General features: G+C 71.3%; 12 protein-coding genes. 7 read left to right on the top strand and 5 right to left on the bottom strand.

The annotated features are described in order from the left end of the window. Window positions 1-4: 4 nt before the first annotated feature. Together ACZ7M7_RS20525 and ACZ7M7_RS20520 are read right to left on the bottom strand one after the other, a co-directional pair. A complete protein-coding gene (locus ACZ7M7_RS20525; protein WP_472118833.1) occupies window positions 5-1,543 on the bottom strand; it encodes an ATP-dependent DNA ligase in 1,539 nt (512 codons plus the stop codon). A gap of 125 nt (window positions 1,544-1,668) precedes the next feature. Next, the gene (locus ACZ7M7_RS20520; protein WP_472118830.1) at window positions 1,669-2,592 is read right to left on the bottom strand and encodes an NAD(P)/FAD-dependent oxidoreductase; all 924 of its coding nucleotides are present in this window, start codon (window positions 2,590-2,592) and stop codon (window positions 1,669-1,671) included. Window positions 2,593-2,669: 77 nt separating this feature from the next. Between ACZ7M7_RS20520 and ACZ7M7_RS20515 the strand changes: the two genes are divergently transcribed. From ACZ7M7_RS20515 to ACZ7M7_RS20490, 6 genes are all read left to right on the top strand, one after another. Then, a complete protein-coding gene (locus ACZ7M7_RS20515) occupies window positions 2,670-3,245 on the top strand; it encodes a helix-turn-helix domain-containing protein (protein WP_383599236.1) in 576 nt (191 codons plus the stop codon). 103 nt (window positions 3,246-3,348) lie between these two features. Continuing rightward, entirely contained in the window at window positions 3,349-4,326 is a 978-nt protein-coding gene (locus ACZ7M7_RS20510; RefSeq protein WP_472118827.1) for an NADPH:quinone oxidoreductase family protein, read from the top strand. Further along, complete coding sequence (locus ACZ7M7_RS20505; protein ID WP_472118824.1) at window positions 4,323-5,507, top strand: acyl-CoA dehydrogenase family protein; 1,185 nt, start codon at window positions 4,323-4,325, stop codon at window positions 5,505-5,507. The genes ACZ7M7_RS20510 and ACZ7M7_RS20505 overlap by 4 nt, the downstream gene beginning before the upstream one ends. Continuing rightward, window positions 5,504-6,589: an acyl-CoA dehydrogenase family protein gene (locus ACZ7M7_RS20500; protein WP_472118821.1), complete on the top strand. Its 1,086-nt coding sequence runs from the start codon at window positions 5,504-5,506 to the stop codon at window positions 6,587-6,589. The genes ACZ7M7_RS20505 and ACZ7M7_RS20500 overlap by 4 nt, the downstream gene beginning before the upstream one ends. Before the next feature lie 195 nt (window positions 6,590-6,784). After that, entirely contained in the window at window positions 6,785-7,651 is an 867-nt protein-coding gene (locus ACZ7M7_RS20495; RefSeq protein ID WP_472118818.1) for a phosphatidylinositol-specific phospholipase C/glycerophosphodiester phosphodiesterase family protein, read from the top strand. A 126-nt stretch (window positions 7,652-7,777) separates the two neighbouring features. Further along, the gene (locus tag ACZ7M7_RS20490) at window positions 7,778-7,972 is read left to right on the top strand and encodes a hypothetical protein (protein WP_328429264.1); all 195 of its coding nucleotides are present in this window, start codon (window positions 7,778-7,780) and stop codon (window positions 7,970-7,972) included. A gap of 3 nt (window positions 7,973-7,975) precedes the next feature. Here ACZ7M7_RS20490 and ACZ7M7_RS20485 read toward each other — a convergent pair whose 3' ends face one another. Further along, entirely contained in the window at window positions 7,976-9,211 is a 1,236-nt protein-coding gene (locus tag ACZ7M7_RS20485) for a phosphodiester glycosidase family protein (RefSeq protein WP_472118815.1), read from the bottom strand. A gap of 75 nt (window positions 9,212-9,286) precedes the next feature. Next, window positions 9,287-9,664 (bottom strand): DUF779 domain-containing protein, encoded by a 378-nt coding sequence (locus ACZ7M7_RS20480; RefSeq protein WP_472118812.1) that lies wholly within the window; start codon window positions 9,662-9,664, stop codon window positions 9,287-9,289. Between the two features lie 707 nt (window positions 9,665-10,371). Here ACZ7M7_RS20480 and ACZ7M7_RS20475 point away from each other — a divergent pair. Then, complete coding sequence (locus tag ACZ7M7_RS20475; protein ID WP_472119279.1) at window positions 10,372-11,940, top strand: LamG domain-containing protein; 1,569 nt, start codon at window positions 10,372-10,374, stop codon at window positions 11,938-11,940. 85 nt (window positions 11,941-12,025) lie between these two features. Here the strand turns inward: ACZ7M7_RS20475 and ACZ7M7_RS20470 are convergent, their stop codons facing one another. Further along, window positions 12,026-17,239: a family 43 glycosylhydrolase gene (locus ACZ7M7_RS20470; RefSeq protein WP_472118810.1), complete on the bottom strand. Its 5,214-nt coding sequence runs from the start codon at window positions 17,237-17,239 to the stop codon at window positions 12,026-12,028. Between the last annotated feature and the right edge of the window lie 174 nt (window positions 17,240-17,413).

Raw genomic sequence — 17,413 nt, 5'->3', positions numbered from 1 at the left:
GTGGTCACGGCTTCACGTCCGGGTGGGCGGCGAGCAGGGTCTCGACCGTGTCCGCCTCCTCGGGGCGTTTGTCCTCGCGGTAGCGGACCACGCGCGCGAAGCGGAGTGTCACGCCGGCCGGGTAGCGGGTGGAGCGCTGCAGGCCGTCGTAGGCGATCTCGACGACCAGCTCGGGGCGTACCGTCACCCCCCAGCCCTGGTGATCCACGGCGAGTTCCTGGAGCCGCCCGGTCTGCCAGGTCAGCATCGTGTCGGTCATGCCCTTGAAGGTCTTGCCGAGCATGGCGAAGGAGCCGTCCGCCGTGCGGGCGCCCAGGTGGAGGTTGGAGAGCTTGCCGGTCCGGCGGCCATGGCCCCATTCGGCGGCCAGCACGACCAGGTCGAGGGTGTGCACGGGCTTGACCTTCAGCCAGGAGGCGCCGCGCCGGCCCGCGCTGTAGGGGGCGTCGAGCGCCTTGACGACGACGCCCTCGTGGCCGCGCCCGAGGGTCTCGGCGAGGAAGTCCTCGGCTCGCGTGAGGTCCTCGGGCCCGGACACCGGGCTGCGGCGTACGCGCATCGGCTCGGGGACCAGCCGGGCCAGTTCCGTGTGCCGGTCGGCGAACGGCAGGTCGAGCAGGTCGCGGTCGTCGACGGACAGGGCGTCGAAGAAGACGGGGGAGACGGGGACCTCCTGGGCCGCCGTCGCCACGTCCACGCGGGAGCCGACGCGGCCGGCGGTCTCCTGGAAGGAACGGGGGCGGCCCCGGTCGTCGAAGGCGATGACCTCTCCGTCCAGGATGAAGCGATCGCCTCGCAACTCCAGTGCGGTCGCGGTCAGTTCGGGGAGCCTGTCGGTGATGTCGTCCAGGGTGCGGGTGTAGATCCGTACGGCCTCGCCGTCGCGGTGGACCTGGACGCGGATGCCGTCGAGCTTCTCCTCGACCACGCAGGCGCCGAGCTTGCCGACCGCCTCGGCCACCGAGGAGGCGCTGTGCGCCAGCATCGGCAGGACCGGGCGGCCGACGGTGAGCCGGAAGCGTTCGAGGGCGGCGGGGCCGTCCGCGAGCAGGGCCTCGGCCACCGTCTGGAGCGACCCGGCGAGCATCACCGCCCGCCGCACGTCCGCCGACGGCGCCCCGGTCGCCTGCGCCAGCCCCTCCGCCGCCACGGCGTCCAGCGCGCCCTGCCGCACCTCGCCCGTGATCAGCCCGAACAGGAAGCGCTGCTCGTGCTCGGTGGCAGCGCCCATCAACTCGCCGACCAGACGACCCCGTTCGGCCTGCGAACCCGTGCCGGTGACCTTGCCGAGCCCGGTCAGCCGGGCGTCCACCTCGCGCACCGTGAGCGTGGGCTCGGCCGCCGGGGCGACCGGCCGGCTCAGCACCTTCCAGCCGATGCCGAGCCGCCCCTGCGGCAGCCGTCCCGCCAGATACGGGATGACGATCGGCACGTCCTCCGCCTCGGCGTCCCGGAACAGCTCCGCGAGCAGAGCGATCTTCCGGGACCGCGCAGAGGTCGCGGCGACCTCCTGGGACACCTGGGCCAGCCGGGTCAGCAGCATGCAGCCATCGTGCGACGGGCTCCGCCGGTTTACACCCCGACGAATGGGTTGCGTTTCGTCTGCGGGTGCGTTGTGGCCGGTCGCGCCCACGCGGCGGAGCCGCACGTCGATACAGCTCCGCGCCCCTACAGGGTCGCGTCGAGGTCCGCCATGAGCAGCTCCCCGTTGATGAAGGCCCCTGCCCGGTAGCCGCCGGCCGCCGCGTTCACGACCTGTTCGGCGAAGCCCATCGCGTTGCCGACCGCCCAGACACCGGGGACGGTCGTCAGGCCCGTCCCGTCGACCACGGGGTACGCGCCGAAGGGGGTCTCGGTCAGCTCGGCGCCCAGACGTACCAGCAGATCCGTTTGCGGGACGGCGCGCGGCGCGGTGAACACGACCTCGCGTGTGTGCACCGTGCCGTCGGCCAGGCGCACGCCCGTGAGCCGGTCGTCCTCGATCACCAGCCCGGCCACCTCGCCGGGCACCACCTGCACGCCGGCCGCCGCGAGCCTGCGCCGGTCGTCGTCCGCGAGGTCCGGCTCGGCGACCTCGTGCAGGAAGAAGGTCACGTCCTTCGACCATTGCGACACCATCAGCGCCTGGTGCACGCTCTGTGCGGTGGTCGCCAGCACACCGAAGGCCTGGTCACGGACCTCCCAGCCGTGGCAGTACGGGCAGTGCAGCACATCCTTGCCGAACCGCTCGGCGACGCCGGGGACATCCGGCAGCTCGTCCTTGAGGCCGGTGGCGACGACGAGCCGCCGGGCCCGCACGCTGCGTCCGCTCGCCAGCTCGACCGCGAAGTCCTCGCCCCGGGCGACGTCCACGGCGGTGTCCCGGACGAGCTCCACGCCGTACCGGGCGATCTCCTCGCGGCCGACCGCCAGGAACTCGGCGGGGGACATGCCGTCCCGGGTCAGATAGCCGTGCATGTGCGCGGCGGGCGCGTTGCGCGGCTCGCCCGCGTCGACGACCAGGGTGCGGCGCCGGGCCCGGCCCAGGACGAGAGCGGCCGAGAGGCCCGCCGTACCGCCTCCGACGACGATCACTTCGTACGCTTCGGTCATGGTGACCACCTCCACCCAGACCGTGCCGCGAAGGGCGCGGGATTGACAAACAAGTTTGCCGAAACTGCAATACCGGCATGAGTACCGACGAAGTTCTGGCGGGCGTGGGTCCCAGGCTGCGGCAGATGCGCAAGGAGCGCGAGGTGAGCCTCGCCTCGCTGTCCGAGGTGACCGGCATCTCGGTGAGCACGCTCTCCCGGCTGGAGTCCGGCCTGCGCAAGCCCAGCCTGGAACTGCTGCTGCCGATCGCGCGGGCGCACCAGGTGCCGCTGGACGAGCTGGTCGGCAACCCCGTCGTCGGCGATCCGCGGGTGCGCGCCACCAAACCGATCGAGCAGTTCGGCCGCAAGCACTGGCCGCTCACCCGCCAGCCCGGCGGCCTCCAGGCCTTCAAGGTGCTCGAACCGCAGCGCAGGCTCGAACCGGAGCCACGCACGCACGAGGGCTACGAGTGGCTGTACGTCCTGTCGGGCAGACTGCGGCTGGTGCTCGGCGAGCACGACGTGGTGCTCACGGCCGGAGAGGCCGCCGAGTTCGACACGCGGGTGCCGCACTGGTTCGGGTCGACGGGGGAGGGGCCGGTGGAGTTCCTCAGTCTGTTCGGGCCGCAGGGGGAGCGGATGCATGTGCGGGCGCGGCCCAAGAAGTCGTGACGCGCATGACTGTCCCCACATGACTGTTCCCTGATCGGCAAGCGACCGCTTAGTATGCGAACCGACCCCGGTCAGACGAAGCAGTCCCCCGTGGAGGCACCGCATGCAGGCATGGCAAGTGCACGAGAACGGCGAGCCGAGCGAGGTGATGCGGCTCGAGGACGTCGAGACGCCCACGCCCGGTGACGGCCAGATCCTGCTGAAGGTGCGTGCCGCGAACATCAACTTCCCGGACGCCCTGCTGTGCCGGGGCCACTACCAGGTCCGGCCGCCGCTGCCCTTCACGCCGGGCGTGGAGATCTGCGGCGAGACCGAGGACGGGCGCCGTGTCCTGGCCAACCCCGCGCTGCCGTACGGCGGTTTCGCCGAGTACGCCGTCGCGGACGCCGCCGCCGTCCTGCCCGCGCCCGAGGCGCTGGACGACGCCGAGGCCGCCGCCCTGCACATCGGCTACCAGACCGGATGGTTCGGCCTGCACCGCCGGGCCGGTCTGGAAGCCGGTGAGACGCTGCTCGTCCACGCTGCCGCTGGAGGGGTCGGCAGCGCGGCCGTGCAGCTCGGCAAGGCGGCCGGGGCGAGGGTCATCGGTGTCGTGGGCGGCGCGGACAAGGCGGCCGTCGCCCGTGAGCTGGGCTGTGACGTCGTCATCGACCGGCGTGCCGAGGACGTCATCGGCGCCGTGAAGGAGGCCACCGGCGGCCGGGGCGCCGACGTCATCTACGACCCCGTCGGAGGCGAGGCGTACGCCCAGTCCGCCAAGGTCGTCGCCTTCGAGGGCCGGATCGTGGTCGTCGGCTTCGCGAGCGGCACGATCCCCAGCCCGGCGCTCAACCACGCCCTGGTGAAGAACTACTCGATCCTCGGTCTGCACTGGGGCCTGTACAACACCAAGAACCCGAAGCTGATCCAGCACTGCCACGAACAGCTCACCGAGCTGGCCGCACGGGGCGCGATCAAGCCGCTGGTGAGCGAGCGGGTGCCGCTGAGCGGTGCCGCGGTCGCCGTCCAGAAGGTCGCCGACGGTGTCACCACGGGCCGTATCGCCGTCGTGCCGTCGCTGGAGAACGGAGCCGCCGCATGACGATCGACGCAGCCGAACTCCGGCGCCGGACAGGCGAGTTGCTGGACGCACATCCGCCCACCGGCACCGACCGTCTGGACTTCCTGCGCGCCCGCTTCGACGCCGGTCTGGCGTGGGTGCACTACCCCGAGGGCCTCGGCGGACTCGGCGCGCCCCGCTCGCTCCAGGCCGTCGTCGACGCCGAGCTGGAGGCCGCGGGCGCCCCCGACAACGACCCGCGGCGCATCGGGATCGGGCTGGGCATGGCCGCGCCGACGATCCTGAAGTACGGCACCGAGGAGCAGAAGCGGCAGTATCTGCGGCCCCTGTGGACGGGTGAGGAGGTCTGGTGCCAGCTCTTCAGCGAGCCCGGCGCCGGATCCGACCTCGCCGCGCTCCGGACCCGTGCCGTCCGCGAGGGCGAGGACTGGGTCGTCAACGGGCAGAAGGTCTGGACGTCCAGCGCCCACATCGCCCGCTGGGCCATCCTCATCGCCCGCACCGACCCGGACGTGCCCAAGCACGCGGGCATCACCTACTTCCTCTGCGACATGACCGACCCCGGCGTCGAGGTCCGGCCGCTGCGGCAGATCACCGGTGAGGCCGAGTTCAACGAGGTCTTCCTCACCGACGTCCGCATCCCGGACTCACGTCGCCTCGGCGAGGTCGGCGACGGCTGGCGGGTCGCACAGACCACACTGAACAACGAGCGGGTCGCGATCGGCGGCATGCGGCTGCCCCGCGAGGGCGGCATGATCGGCCCGATCGCCGCGACCTGGCGCGAGCGGCCCGAGCTGCGCACCCACGACCTGCACCAGCGGCTGCTGAAGCTGTGGGTGGAGTCCGAGGTCTCCCGCCTCGCCGCGGAGCGGCTGCGCCAGCAGCTCGTGGCGGGCCAGCCAGGCCCCGAGGGCGCCGGCATGAAGCTCGCCTTCGCCCGCCTCAACCAGGAGATCAGCGGCCTGGAGGTCGAACTGCGCGGCGAGGAGGGCCTGTTGTACGACGACTGGACCATGCGCCGCCCGGAGCTGGTGGACTTCACCGGCCGCGACGCCGGGTACCGCTACCTCCGCTCCAAGGGCAACAGCATCGAGGGCGGGACCAGCGAGGTCCTGCTGAACATCGTCGCCGAGCGCGTCCTGGGCCTGCCGTCCGAGCCGCGCACCGACAAGGACGTCGCTTGGAAGGACCTGACCCGATGAAGACGCAGAGCGACCTGTTGTACTCGGAGGAGGAAGAGGCGCTGCGGGCCGCCGTACGGGATCTGCTCGCCGATCACTGCGACGCGCCCGGCGTCATCGCGCGCACCGAGTCGGACGCCCCGCACGACCTCGCGGCCTGGAAGGCGCTCGCGGACGGGATGGGCCTGGCCGGGCTCCTGGTCCCGGAGGAGCAGGGCGGCCAGGGTGCCACGCACCGCGAAGTCGCCGTCGTACTGGAGGAGTTGGGGCGCGCGGTCGCGCCCGTGCCGTTCCTGACCAGCGCCGTCGTGGCCACCGAGGCCCTGCTCGGCTGCGAGACCGACGCGGGCCTGCTGGCCGAGCTGGCGTCCGGGCGGCGGATCGGCGCGCTCGCCGTGGCACTGAACGTGGTTCCGGGCGGCGCCTACAAGGTCGTACGGCATGAGGGCGGCGCCCTGCACGGGGAGCTGACCGGCATCGCGGACGCGGCCGTCGCGGACGTGCTGCTCGTGCCCGCGGACGACGGTGGGCTGTACGCGGTCGACTCCGCGGCCGTGACCGTCACCCCGCAGGTGTCCCTGGACCTGACCCGGCCGGTGGCCACGGTGCGCCTGGACGGGGCGTCGGGCCGGCTGCTGGGGGCCGCCGAACCCGCCGTGGGCCGCGCCCTGCGCGCCGGAGCGGGGCTGCTCGCCTCCGAGCAGTTCGGGCTCGCCGAATGGACGTTGACCGAGACGGTCCGCTATCTGAAGGACCGCAAGCAGTTCAACCGGCCCGTCGGCGGCTTCCAGGCGCTCAAGCACCGGCTCGCCCAGCTGTGGCTGGAGGTCGTCAACGTCCGCGCCGCCGCCCGGGGCGCCGCCGACGCGCTCGCGACGGGGAACGACGTCGACGTGGCGGTGGCCGTCGCCCAGGCCTACGCGGCGCCCGTCGCCGTGCACGCCGCCGAGGAGGCGCTGCAACTGCACGCCGGAATCGGCATGACCTGGGAGCACCCGATCCATCTCTATCTGAAGCGCGCCAAGGCCGACTCCATCGCCTACGGCACGGCAGGCGCCCACCGTGCGGCCCTGGCCGAACTTGTCGACCTGCAGGCTCCCTGACGTCCACCTGAGCGAACCGCGCGAAAAGCCCGCCCGACCTGGGGCGGGCTTTTTCGTGTGCGCTGCACCGGTGAAGTGAACACAGGACGGCAGTCCGGCCAACTCGCCGCCCAGCTCTGCTGTTTGGGGCCTCGGAATCGCATACTCGCAGCGGTTCCCAACGCCTGGAACGCCCCTGTCAGGGAGGCAGAGCACATGGCCCTCACCACCCGTCGCAGAGCCCTCACCACCCTCGGCGCCGCCCTCGCGGGCGCGGTCGCCCTGCCCGCCACCGGTGCGCTGGCCGGCGAACAGAAGCACCGCCCGCGCCCGTTGTGGCGCGCCCACGCCCACAACGACTACGAGCACCCGCGTCCCCTCCTCGACGCCCTCGACCACCGCTTCGGCAGCCTCGAAGCCGACATCCACCTGGTCGGCGACCAGCTCCTCGTCGCCCACGACCCCGAGGACCTCGACCCCACCCGCACGCTGGAGTCCCTCTATCTCGACCCGCTGGCCGCCCGCGTGCGGGCCAACCACGGCTCGGTGTACCGCGGACACCGCAAGCCGATCCAGCTGCTCATCGACATCAAGACCGAGGGCGCGTCGACGTACCTCGAACTCGACAAGCACCTCAAGCGCTACAAGCACCTGTTCACGACGTACGGCCACGGCCGGGTCCTTCCCGGGGCGGTCACCGCGGTGATCTCCGGGGACCGTGCCGCCCGTACGCCGATGGAGGCCCAGACCGTCCGTCGCGCCTTCTACGACGGCCGCCTCGCCGATCTCGGCAGCCCGGCGCCCGCCTCCTTCATCTCGCTCATCAGCGACAACTGGACGCTCAACTTCACCTGGCTGGGTGTCGGCGCCTTCCCGGACGCCGAGCGGCAGAAGCTGCGCGGCATCGTCCGGGCGGCGCACTCCCGCGGGCAGAAGGTGCGGTTCTGGGCCACCCCGGACGTGGCCGGCCCGGCCCGGGACGCGCTGTGGGGCGAACTGCTGGCCGCCGGCGTCGACTTCCTCAACACCGACGACCTCGCGGGCCTGGAGGCCTTCCTCGACGCCCGGCAGCGGACCTTCTAGAACGCCGCGCGGGAACACCACACGTTCGGAGGACAGGTCAGCCGCCCGGACGAACCCTCCGCTACGCCACACTTGCGGCCGAAAGCCGCGAACCTTGACAAGGCGGCGTGGCGGAGGAGGTTGACGATGGCCATTTCCATCTCAGTGGTGTTGTTGCTGTTCATCCTGGCGGTGATCTTCGTCCGCAACGGCGGACTGAAGATCACCCATGCGCTGGTGTGCCTGCTGCTCGGCTTCTACCTGGCCAGCACGAGCATGGCGCCCACCATCAACAGCGGTCTGACGGCCACGGCGGACATCGTCAGCGGCCTCAGACCGTAACGGTCAGCGAGCCGAGAAGACTCCGATGCCGTTGGGGACAGGGCGTTCCACACCGTCGGACGGGTGGTTCCGTACCGAGACCGTCCCCGCTCCCGGCGCGCGGGCGACCAGCGTCGACGAGCCGCCGCCGTCCAGGCTGAAGGCGTCGGCCGAGCCCAGATCCTGCATGACGGAGGCCACCTCCGCGATGGTCAGACCGGTGCGGTACTCGGGCGCACCGTCCAGCGCGAGCAGCAGCAGGCGCCGGCCGTTGTCCGCGATGCCCACAGCCGTGCGCACGGCCGAGGCCCGGTTGTCGAGGCCGGGCAGGGGCTGTCCGTCGTCCAGGACCGGATAGCCGCCGAGCGCGAAGCGGAACGGAACCCGCGACTTGGATGCCACCAGCCGGTGCCGTACCGTCACGCGCTCGCCCGCGAAGAGCTTCCGCAGCTGCTGCGCGCCCGCCTCGCGGCCCACGAGCACGGTCGTGTCCGGCGCGATCGGCCCGCTGCCGGGAGCGTCGGCGGTCGACACGACCCGGCCCCGGCGGACCGTCACCTCGTAGGTGTCCGTGCTGCACGGAGCCGCCCGGTCCGTGTCCGTCCCGCAGGTGGCACGCACCCGGGAGACGCTGCCCCACTTGGCGGTGAACGCCCCGATGGACCCCACCGGCAGGGCGTACTGGTTGAATCCGCGCAGCGGCAGCCGGCCCTCGGGCGTGCGGATCGAGCCGTCGAGGCTCAGGCCGTCGAGGCGGGCCCGGCGGTCGACGCCCAGGCCGAACACGTCCTCGGTGCTCGTGCCGGGCGGCAGCGCGGGCCCGAAGCGCTGGCCGTTCGGCACCGCGCCCTTCAGTGCCTTGCCACGCGCGATGGCCGGTCCCACACTCGCGCCGGTCGCCTGGACGCCGGGGTGCTGGGCCTCGCTGATGTTGAAGAAGTCGCCGTTCACGCCCGCGACGGCGCCTTGCGCGGTGGCCTGCTCGGAGATGGTCGCCCGGGCCGCCACCGCTCCCGGATGCAGCAGATCGAGGCGCACGTGCGGGTTGCGCAGGTCGACGGTGAGGACATGGGCATGCGCCGTGCCCTTCGCCGCCGCGATGTCGAACTCGTCGTACGAGACACCCGGCGCGACCGGGGTGCCCTGCGCGGCGCCGGCCGGTGCCGCCCCCACCAGGGCCGTACCGGCCAGCGCGCTGAGTGCCGTGAGCAGCGTGAGGGCCGCTCTGGCGGTTCCGAACCGTTTCTGACGACGCGTCACAGTTCCCCCTGATGTCTCGTCAAATGTGGCAGGACTCAGGGGAAGTGCACCAGACGGCGATGAGCTGCGGGGTTTCTAGGCGCCGACGACGCGAGAACGGGTGAGGAAACGTACCCCCTCGGGTGCCTCCAGGGAGAAACCGCTGCCTCTGCCCTCCACGACATCGACGATCAGCCGGGTGTGGCTCCACACCTCGTACTGACTGCGCGCCATCCAGAACGTCACCGGCTCCTCGACCCCCTCGACACGCAGCTCCGCGAGCAGTACGTCCGAGCCCCCGGTGCGGAACTCGCCCTCCGGGTAGCACATCGGCGCGCTGCCGTCACAGCAGCCGCCGGACTGGTGGAACATCAGCGGGCCGTGCGTCGCCCGCAGCCGGCGCAGCAGCTCGGCGGCCGCGGGGGTGAGTTCGACGCGGGGGGTCTCGTCGTACGGCGGGGTCTCCTCATCCATGGGAGCAAGGGGAGCACGGGGAACGTTGCGAGAGGGTTGCACCAATAATGGTTCTGTCCATGTCAGTGGGCACTGTTAGCCTCCTGCGGCCCGTGTGATCAACGGGCTCACCAGGGGAGGAAAACGTGAACAGTGCCAGAAGCAGCGGGAGTCGGCACAGACCCGGCCGCATCGCGGTGGGCTTCGTCGTCACCGCGGCGGTCCTGACCGTGCCCGGAGTCGCCCACGCCGCCGAGAACCTGCCGCCGCGTCAGCCGCTGGTCCAGGATCTGCAGACCGGTACGAAGGCGTGCGCCGCGGGGGAGCAGAAGGCGTACGTCGGGGCGCCGCCGACGCTGGAGGCAGTGCTGTACGACCCGGAGGAGGACAACCAGCCCGTCGAGGCCAACATGGTCAAGGGCGAGTTCGAGGCCTGGTGGACCGACGCCGAGGGCGTGGAACAGCGCCGCACCCACACCACGTCGGACACACTGTCCGGCTCACCCCAGCGTTGGCGGCTGCCGGACGACATTCCGGCGAACACGGTCGTCTCCTGGCACGTGCGCGCCGACGACGGCACCGCTCTCTCCGCGTGGAGCTCCGAGGGCGCCGGCTCGGTCTGCCAGTTCGTGTACGACGACACCAGCCCGGAGAAGGCCGTCGTCACGTCCTCCGACTATCCGGAGGACCAGATCCAGGACGGCGTCGGCGTCTACGGCAGCTTCACCATGGACTCCCCGTCGGACGATGTCGCGCAGTACGTCTACAGCTTCATCGGCGGCCCGCAACTGACCGCCCGCCCCGATGAGCCCGGCGGCCCCGTCACCATCCGGCACCTCCCGCTCAAGTCCGGCACCGACTACCTCAGCGTCCGCGCGATCGACCGTGCCGGCCGCAGCAGTACGACGACCACGTACTGGATCCGTATCAAGTCGGGCCGCGCCCCGGTCGCCCACTGGACCCTGGCGGACCCGGCGGGCTCCACCACGGCCGCCGCCGAGGCCGGCCCGGCCGCCGACGCCGGCTCCGGGGTGACCTTCGGCACGACCGCGCCGCGCGGAACGTCACCGGCCTCCGTGGCGAGCCTCGACGGCAGCAGCCACGCCTTCCTCACCCCGCACGCCCCGGCGGTCGACACCGCAAAGACCTTCGCCGTCAGCGCCTGGGCGCGCCCCGCGCGGACGGACCGGAACATGACCGTGGCCGGCCAGGACGCGGGGGCGCACGCCGCCTTCGCCCTGGGGCTGCGCACCCGGCACGAGGGCCCGCAGTGGTCCTTCACCATCGGCCGCACCCGGATCACCGGCGGCGCCCCGGAGACCGGAGAGTGGGCCCACCTGCTGGGCCTGTACGACAAGGAGACCGGCGAGGCGCGGCTCTACGTCAACGGCGACGAGGTCGGCACTCCCACCGAGGCGACACCGGACCGGACGGCGGGCGCCTTCCAGATCGGCCGCTCCCGCAAGGGCGGCGGCTACGGGGACCGCTGGCACGGCGCCGTCGGCGACGTCCGCGCCTACGACCGGGTGGTCGTTCCCACCGAGGTCACCGAACTGGCATACCGCAAGCCGACGTTGCTCGGCCACTGGTCGCTGGAGACCGCCACGGACGGCGCGAGCCCCGAGCAGAACGGCAAGGCGCCGCTGAGGCTCGGCACGGGAGCCTCGATCCACCGTGGCCCCGACGGCTCCTGCCTCCCCGACCTCGATCCGGACTGCCCCTTCGTGCCCTACCCCCTCGTCGGGGACGGCCACCTTCAGCTGGACGGCGCGACCGGTCACGCGACCACCGGGAGTGCTGTCGTGGACACCTCGGACAGCTTCACCGTCGGCGTGGTCGTCCGCCTCGCCGACGCCGAACCCGCCGCGCCGATGACCGTGCTGTCGCAGGCCGGTGAGCACACGGACGCCTTCAAGGTGCGCTACGACCCGGCGGTCCATGCCTGGCAGCTGCTGATGCCGCTGAAGGACGAGGCCGGCGCGCCCGAGGTCGTCGTCTCGCAGATCGAGTCCGCCGACGGCGGCGAGGGCCAGGGGCACCGGCTGGCCGTCGTCTACGACGACGCCACCGACCGGATCAAGCTCTACCTCGACGGCTACACCAACGCCGACGCCACCGCCACGCTCCCGAAGGGTTGGCACAGCTCCGGCGCACTGCAGATAGGCCGGGCCAAGGCCGGTGACGGCTGGGGCGAGTACCTGCACGGCGACGTCGACGAGGTGCAGGCCTACGCCGGGGCCCTGCGGGACCGCGACATCGCCTTCCTGGGCTCGGGCGGCGGACCCTGCTTCTGCTGAGAACCCACTGCACGGGTGTGCCCTGAGCCAGGCCGATCTCTCGGCGCCGGCTCAGGGCGCACAGGCAGTGATGGGGCCGGCAGGGCTAGCGGCGACCGGTGCCCACGGTGATGAAGCCCGTGGGCTTCGTGGCGGTGGTGTTGTCGTAGCGGACGTCGCCGGTGGACTTCTTCCAGATCCGGATGCGGAAGGTGTCCGGGCCGTCGGTGGCGGTGATGCGGAAGGCGTAGCCGCTGTCGCCGTTGACGGTGCCGGAGCCCTGGTAGACCGCCTGGTCGCCGGTGATCACGAGCCAGTCGGAGGCGGTGGAGCGGAACTTCAGCTTCGCCGGGCCGAACTCGAACGTGGCCTTGCCGGTGGGGACCGTGGTGCCCTTCGGGTGGGCGTAGGCGGCGGCGAAGGAGAAGGCCGCCCTGCCGGTCAGGGTCGGCTCGGCCGGGTAGGCGCCGGCCGGGGAGGCGATCACGCCGGTGCCGAGGGCGGGGCCCGCGGTGCGGTCGTAGGCGATCAGCTCGGGCAGGGTGGTGCTGTCCGTCCCGCCGTCGTCGTCATTGACCGTGATCACCGGGCGGTGGATGCCGGCCTCGGCGTAGGCGTGCCGGGCCCGGCAGGTGGTGCCGGCGACCGTGCCGGTCGTCGGTCCGGTGCCGTCCTTCCAGTCGACGGTGCAGGTGTGGGTGTCCCGGGCGCCCGGGTCGTCGAAGGCGGCGGTCACGACGGTCCGCTTGCCGGTCTGCACGGCGGAGGTGGGGCCGGTCGTCGAGGTGATCGCCGGGGCCGCGTTGGTCACGGTCACGGTGGCGGTGTCGCTGCCGCGGCCGCCTGTGAGGGTCACCTGGTAGGTGCCGTCGTCCGAGCAGGTGAGCGTGGTCCGGGCGGCGGTGGCGTCGGCGACCGTGCAGGGGGCTCCCTCCGCCACCGCCCACTTCGGGGCGGCCGCGCCGGAGACCGAGCCGTGCAGCGCGATGGCGTCGCCCTCCTTGCCGCCGCTGTCCGGACCGGCGTGGACGACGGTCACCGGGTCGATGCCGGTCAGGGTGGGCACGACCTTCTCGATCAGGCCGTCGGCGTCGAACTCCAGCTTGTCGACGGTCGTTTCGCGGTGCGTACCGTCACCGCCGGGGATCGCGAAGCGGTGGTAAGCGATGTACCAGTCGTCGGTGTTCGGGACGTGTACGACCGAGTGGTGGCCGGGGCCCTTGATGCCGAGGGAGAGGTCCTTCTCCAGGATCACGCCGTGCTTGGTCCACGGGCCGGTGGGCGAGGGGCCGGTGGCGTAGGCGACGCGGTAGTTCTCGTCGCGGGTGTCGTTCTCCGACCACATGAAGTAGTAGGTGCCCTTGCGCTTGATGACGAAGGTGCCCTCGTTGTAGCCGCTCGGGGTGATGTCCTTGACCTTCGAGGTGTCGATGGACGTCATGTCGGCGTTCAGCGGAGCGACGTAAGCGCGGCCGTTGCCCCAGTAGAGATACGACGTGCCGTCGTCGTCCGTGAACACGGCGGGGTCGATCATCTGGCCGCTGAACTGCCCCGCCTTGAGCAGCGGTTGGCCGAGCGCGTCCTTGAACGGTCCCGTCGGCGAGTCGGACACCGCGACACCGATGTTGGCGTCGGCACAGAAGTAGAAGTAGTACTTCCCGTCCTTCTCGGCGATCGCCGGCGCCCACGCCCTGCTGTCCGCCCAGGAGACGTCCGGGCCGAGGTCGAGGATGACGCCGTGGTCCTTCCAGTGGACCAGGTCGGAGGAGGAGTACGCCTTGAACTGCGTACCGCTCCAGCCCTCGAAGCCGTCGGTCGTCGGGTACAGGTAGAAGGTGTCGCCGAAGCGGACGATGTTCGGGTCGGCGCTGAGACCGGGCAGCACCGGGCTTCTCATGACGAGCGCCGATACCGACCAGGTGCGCTTCTTGCCGTCGGAGCCCGTCACCTCGTACGTCACCGGCTTGCTGAAGTCCTGGACGCTGCCGGAGGCGGGGCTGATCGCCGCGCCGTGGGCCAGGGTGAACTCCGGGGCGAGGGCGGTGAGATCGGTGCCCTCCTTCATCGGCAGGGTGATCCTGCTGCCGGAGTCGTCGACGAGCGCGTCGACCTTCAGCGCCGGAGCCGTCACCTTGGCGATGCCCGCGGTATTGCCGCTGAGCTCCATGACCTGCGCGGCGGTGAGGGCCCGGTCGTAGACGCGGAAGTCGTCGACCTCGCCGCCGAAGTACGGGTCGGCCGCGTACAGCGACCGGCCGATGTAGCCGCTGTAGTCCTTGTTCGCGTCGTACAGCTCGGACGGTTTGATGGCGGTCGTCGTGCGGGCCGCCTCGATGCCGTCCACGTACAGGACCATCGCGCCGGACGGGCCGTCGAGGGTGACGGTGACGTGCCGCCACTCGCCGGGCGTGAGCTGCGAGCCCGCCGTCAGCCTCGACTCGGCCGACCAACTCGCCTTCGTGATGGCCGAGTAGAGGCTGGAGCCGCCGTTGGACGGTGTGGCGAAGAGGTACTTGTTGCTGTCGGGGCCGAGCCCGAACAGCCACTGGAAGTTGCCCCCGCCCTTCCACTTGGCGTATGTCGAGACGGTGACACTCTCGGCGTTCTTCAGCACGCCGTTCGGGATCTTCACATACGGCGAGCCGGAGTCGCCGGACATCTTGAACGAGCCGCCCTCGACGCCGGTGCCGAAGTCGGGCGTACGGACGTACGTGCCGTGGTGGCCGTGACCGCTGGAGTCTCGGGCGATGTTGCCGCCCGTCTCGTCGAAGTCGTACTGGAGGAGCAGGTCGGCTGGGACGTCCGCGCCTTCCTCCGAGGCGGTGACCTCGGCGCGCACCGGTATCGCGGCGCCGTCCGGCAGGCTGCCGGTCACGGTGAAGGTGCCGGCCTGCGCGTACTTCGACGCCGGGACGTCCTCCCAGGTCACGGAGACAGGACGCTTGACGTCGTCGGCGTACTCGGCGATCACGGTCGCCGGGAGGACCGGAGCCTCACCGATCCCCGTCCTCACTGTCACGTCCTCGACGCTCTCCACCAGCTGGTCCGGCTGGTAGGCGCGCAGCAACCGGTCGTACTCGGCCTGCGTCACCGGCAGCACGGTGCCGTGGCGGGGCTTGGCCGGGAGGTCGTAGCCGGTGGCCGGGGTCCACGTGCCGGAGGCGAGGTCGGTGGTCTCGAAGGGGATGTAGCCGCGACCGCCGAACTCGTCGAGGAAGGCGTACCACTTGTCCTCGGTGTTCGACTTGAACACCAGCGGCCCCTCTGCCGCGTTCATCGCACCCTTGCCGATGCCCTCGGCGACGGGGTCCCAGGACGAGTTCAGGAGCGAGTCGCTCTTCTCCTCGAAGATGAACTTGCTGTTGGGGGTCGAGGAGGAGTTGTTCCGCTCGTCCTTGGAGAGACGGAAGTACGTCCCGTCGTGCCGGATCACCGTGGAGTCGATGACGGAGTAGCCGCGGTCGATCCAGACCTTGGGCTCGCTGAAGGTGTGGAAGTCGCGGGTGGTCGCGTACATCATGCGGTTGTACGTGTCCCCGGAGTGCGTCTCGTTGTCGTACAGCTTCGACGCCCAGAAGACGACGTACTCGCCGCGCTGTGCGTCGTAGAACGCCTCCGGCGCCCAGGTGTTGCCCGCGCTGTCCGGGGAGACCTTGACGAGGCGCTGGTCCGTCCAGTGGACGAGGTCGGTGGACTCCCACACCATGATGGACTTGCTGCCGGTGCGCTGGGCGGCGTCCCAGTCGCCGTTGCCGTAGATCCTGAGGTCGGTGGCGATCTGGTAGAACTTGTCGCCCTCGGGGGAGCGGATGATGAACGGGTCGCGCAGGCCCTTCTCGCCCAGTGTGGACGTCAGGACGGGCTTGCCGTCGTTCAACTCCCGCCACTTCAGAGGGTCGTCGCCCTTGCTGAGGGCGGCGTGGAGCTGCTCGCCGTCGGCCGTGCCCTCGCCGGTGAAGTAGCTGAACATGTAGCCCTTGAGGGCCTCGTGCTTCGGCAGTTCGGGCACCTTGGCGGTGAAGGCGCGGGTCGTGCTCGCCTCGCCCTTGGTGACGGTGGCGGTCAGTTCGACCGTGGTGGCGCCCGTGCCGGGTGCGGGGCGGTGGACCACGCCGTCGGCGGAGACGACGTCCCCGTTCGCGGAGGACCAGGTGACCTTCGTGCCGTAGGAACCGGTCGCCGGCAGGGTGAGGTTGCCGCGTACGTCGTCGAGGTTGTGGACGGCGAGGGCCTCGGCGGCCTGCTCCGTGGCGGTCCGGTCGTCGAAGGCGGGGAGCACCGTTACGTCGAAGGTCCTGGTGTCGGTCACAGCGCCCTTCTTCAGGGTCGCCGTGAGCGTGGCGTGGGCGGCCGGCTCACCGGCAGCGGGGCGGGTCACCGCGCCGGAGTCGGACACGACGCCGGGGTTGTCGCTGGCCCAGCTGATCGTGGAGCCGCCGGCCGTGCCGGTCCTCGGCAGGTCGAGGTCGGCCGTGACGGCGTCGGTGTCACCGAGGCTCAGCGCGGCCTTGTCGTCGGCGACGCCCTGGGTGGCTACGGGGAGGGCGAGTTGCTCGACCTCGGAGGCGGCGAGGGCGCGGTCGTAGACGCGGAAGTCGCGGATCCGGCCCTTGAACAGCTTGTCGTCGGAGTAGACCGACTTGCCGATGTAGTTGGCGGTGGTGGTGCCGGATCCGATGGCGCCCGGGGTGAGGGTGACCGAGGTGTTGCGGCCGACCTCGACGCCGTCCTCGTACAGCACGCCGGTGCCGCCGGACTGGGTGTAGGTGACGTGCTTCCACACCGAGCGGGTCAGATTGTGCGAGTCGGCGGGCCGGGTGGTCTGCTCCGTCGACCAGTTGCCGGTCGCGACGGACGTCCGGAAGGAGTTGCCGGTGGTGAACAGGTAGCCGTTCCCGCTGCCGCCGCTCGAGTTGCCGAAGCCGTAGAGGAAGTACGGCGTGCTCTGCGCGGAGTCGATCTGCACGTCCAGCGAGACGGTGATCGCGGCCATGCCCTTCATGACGTCGTTCGGCACCTTCAGGTAGGTGTCCGAGCCGTTGAAGGCGAGGCCCTGACCGGTGCCCGACCAGTCGGCGGCGCCGCTGACCGTGCCGGTGCGGCCGTTGCCGGAGGCGTCGGTCACCGTGCTGCCGGAGGTGGCGTCGAGCTTGTACCAGAGGGCGAGACCGTCGGTGATCTCCGCCGCCTCGGCCGTCTCCGCCGCCTGCGCGGGAAGGGCGGGTGCGGCGAGACCCAGCAACAGTGACGCCGCGGTCAGCCCGGCGAGTTGGCCCGCCAGACGTCTCGCGCGGACACGGACGCGTGCGATGTACGGCATGTGGATTCCCTGCTGAGGCATGGCGGGGCCGCGGCCAAGGGCACCCTGCCGTTTCGGCTGTGTGACGTCGTGTTGCGAGAGTGTCAATCGGGGCGTGGTGCAGCGTCAAGAGTTTTCGAACAATGTCCGACTGGTCGAACGATGGATTCGCGCGGGGTCAGAAGGCGGGTATCG

It is taken from the genome of Streptomyces sp. NPDC111606 (assembly GCF_055656945.1).
This window is presented reverse-complemented; position numbering and strand designations above follow the sequence as displayed.

Coding starts and splice junctions, on each gene's coding strand:
- ACZ7M7_RS20500 (WP_472118821.1), top strand. CDS start 5,504: ATGAAGACGCAGAGCGACCTGTTGTACTCGGAGGAGGAAGAGGCGCTG.
- ACZ7M7_RS20495 (WP_472118818.1), top strand. CDS start 6,785: ATGGCCCTCACCACCCGTCGCAGAGCCCTCACCACCCTCGGCGCCGCC.
- ACZ7M7_RS20470 (WP_472118810.1), bottom strand. CDS start 17,239: ATGCCGTACATCGCACGCGTCCGTGTCCGCGCGAGACGTCTGGCGGGC.
- ACZ7M7_RS20480 (WP_472118812.1), bottom strand. CDS start 9,664: ATGGATGAGGAGACCCCGCCGTACGACGAGACCCCCCGCGTCGAACTC.
- ACZ7M7_RS20505 (WP_472118824.1), top strand. CDS start 4,323: ATGACGATCGACGCAGCCGAACTCCGGCGCCGGACAGGCGAGTTGCTG.
- ACZ7M7_RS20490 (WP_328429264.1), top strand. CDS start 7,778: ATGGCCATTTCCATCTCAGTGGTGTTGTTGCTGTTCATCCTGGCGGTG.
- ACZ7M7_RS20510 (WP_472118827.1), top strand. CDS start 3,349: ATGCAGGCATGGCAAGTGCACGAGAACGGCGAGCCGAGCGAGGTGATG.
- ACZ7M7_RS20515 (WP_383599236.1), top strand. CDS start 2,670: ATGAGTACCGACGAAGTTCTGGCGGGCGTGGGTCCCAGGCTGCGGCAG.
- ACZ7M7_RS20475 (WP_472119279.1), top strand. CDS start 10,372: ATGGACTCCCCGTCGGACGATGTCGCGCAGTACGTCTACAGCTTCATC.
- ACZ7M7_RS20525 (WP_472118833.1), bottom strand. CDS start 1,543: ATGCTGCTGACCCGGCTGGCCCAGGTGTCCCAGGAGGTCGCCGCGACC.
- ACZ7M7_RS20520 (WP_472118830.1), bottom strand. CDS start 2,592: ATGACCGAAGCGTACGAAGTGATCGTCGTCGGAGGCGGTACGGCGGGC.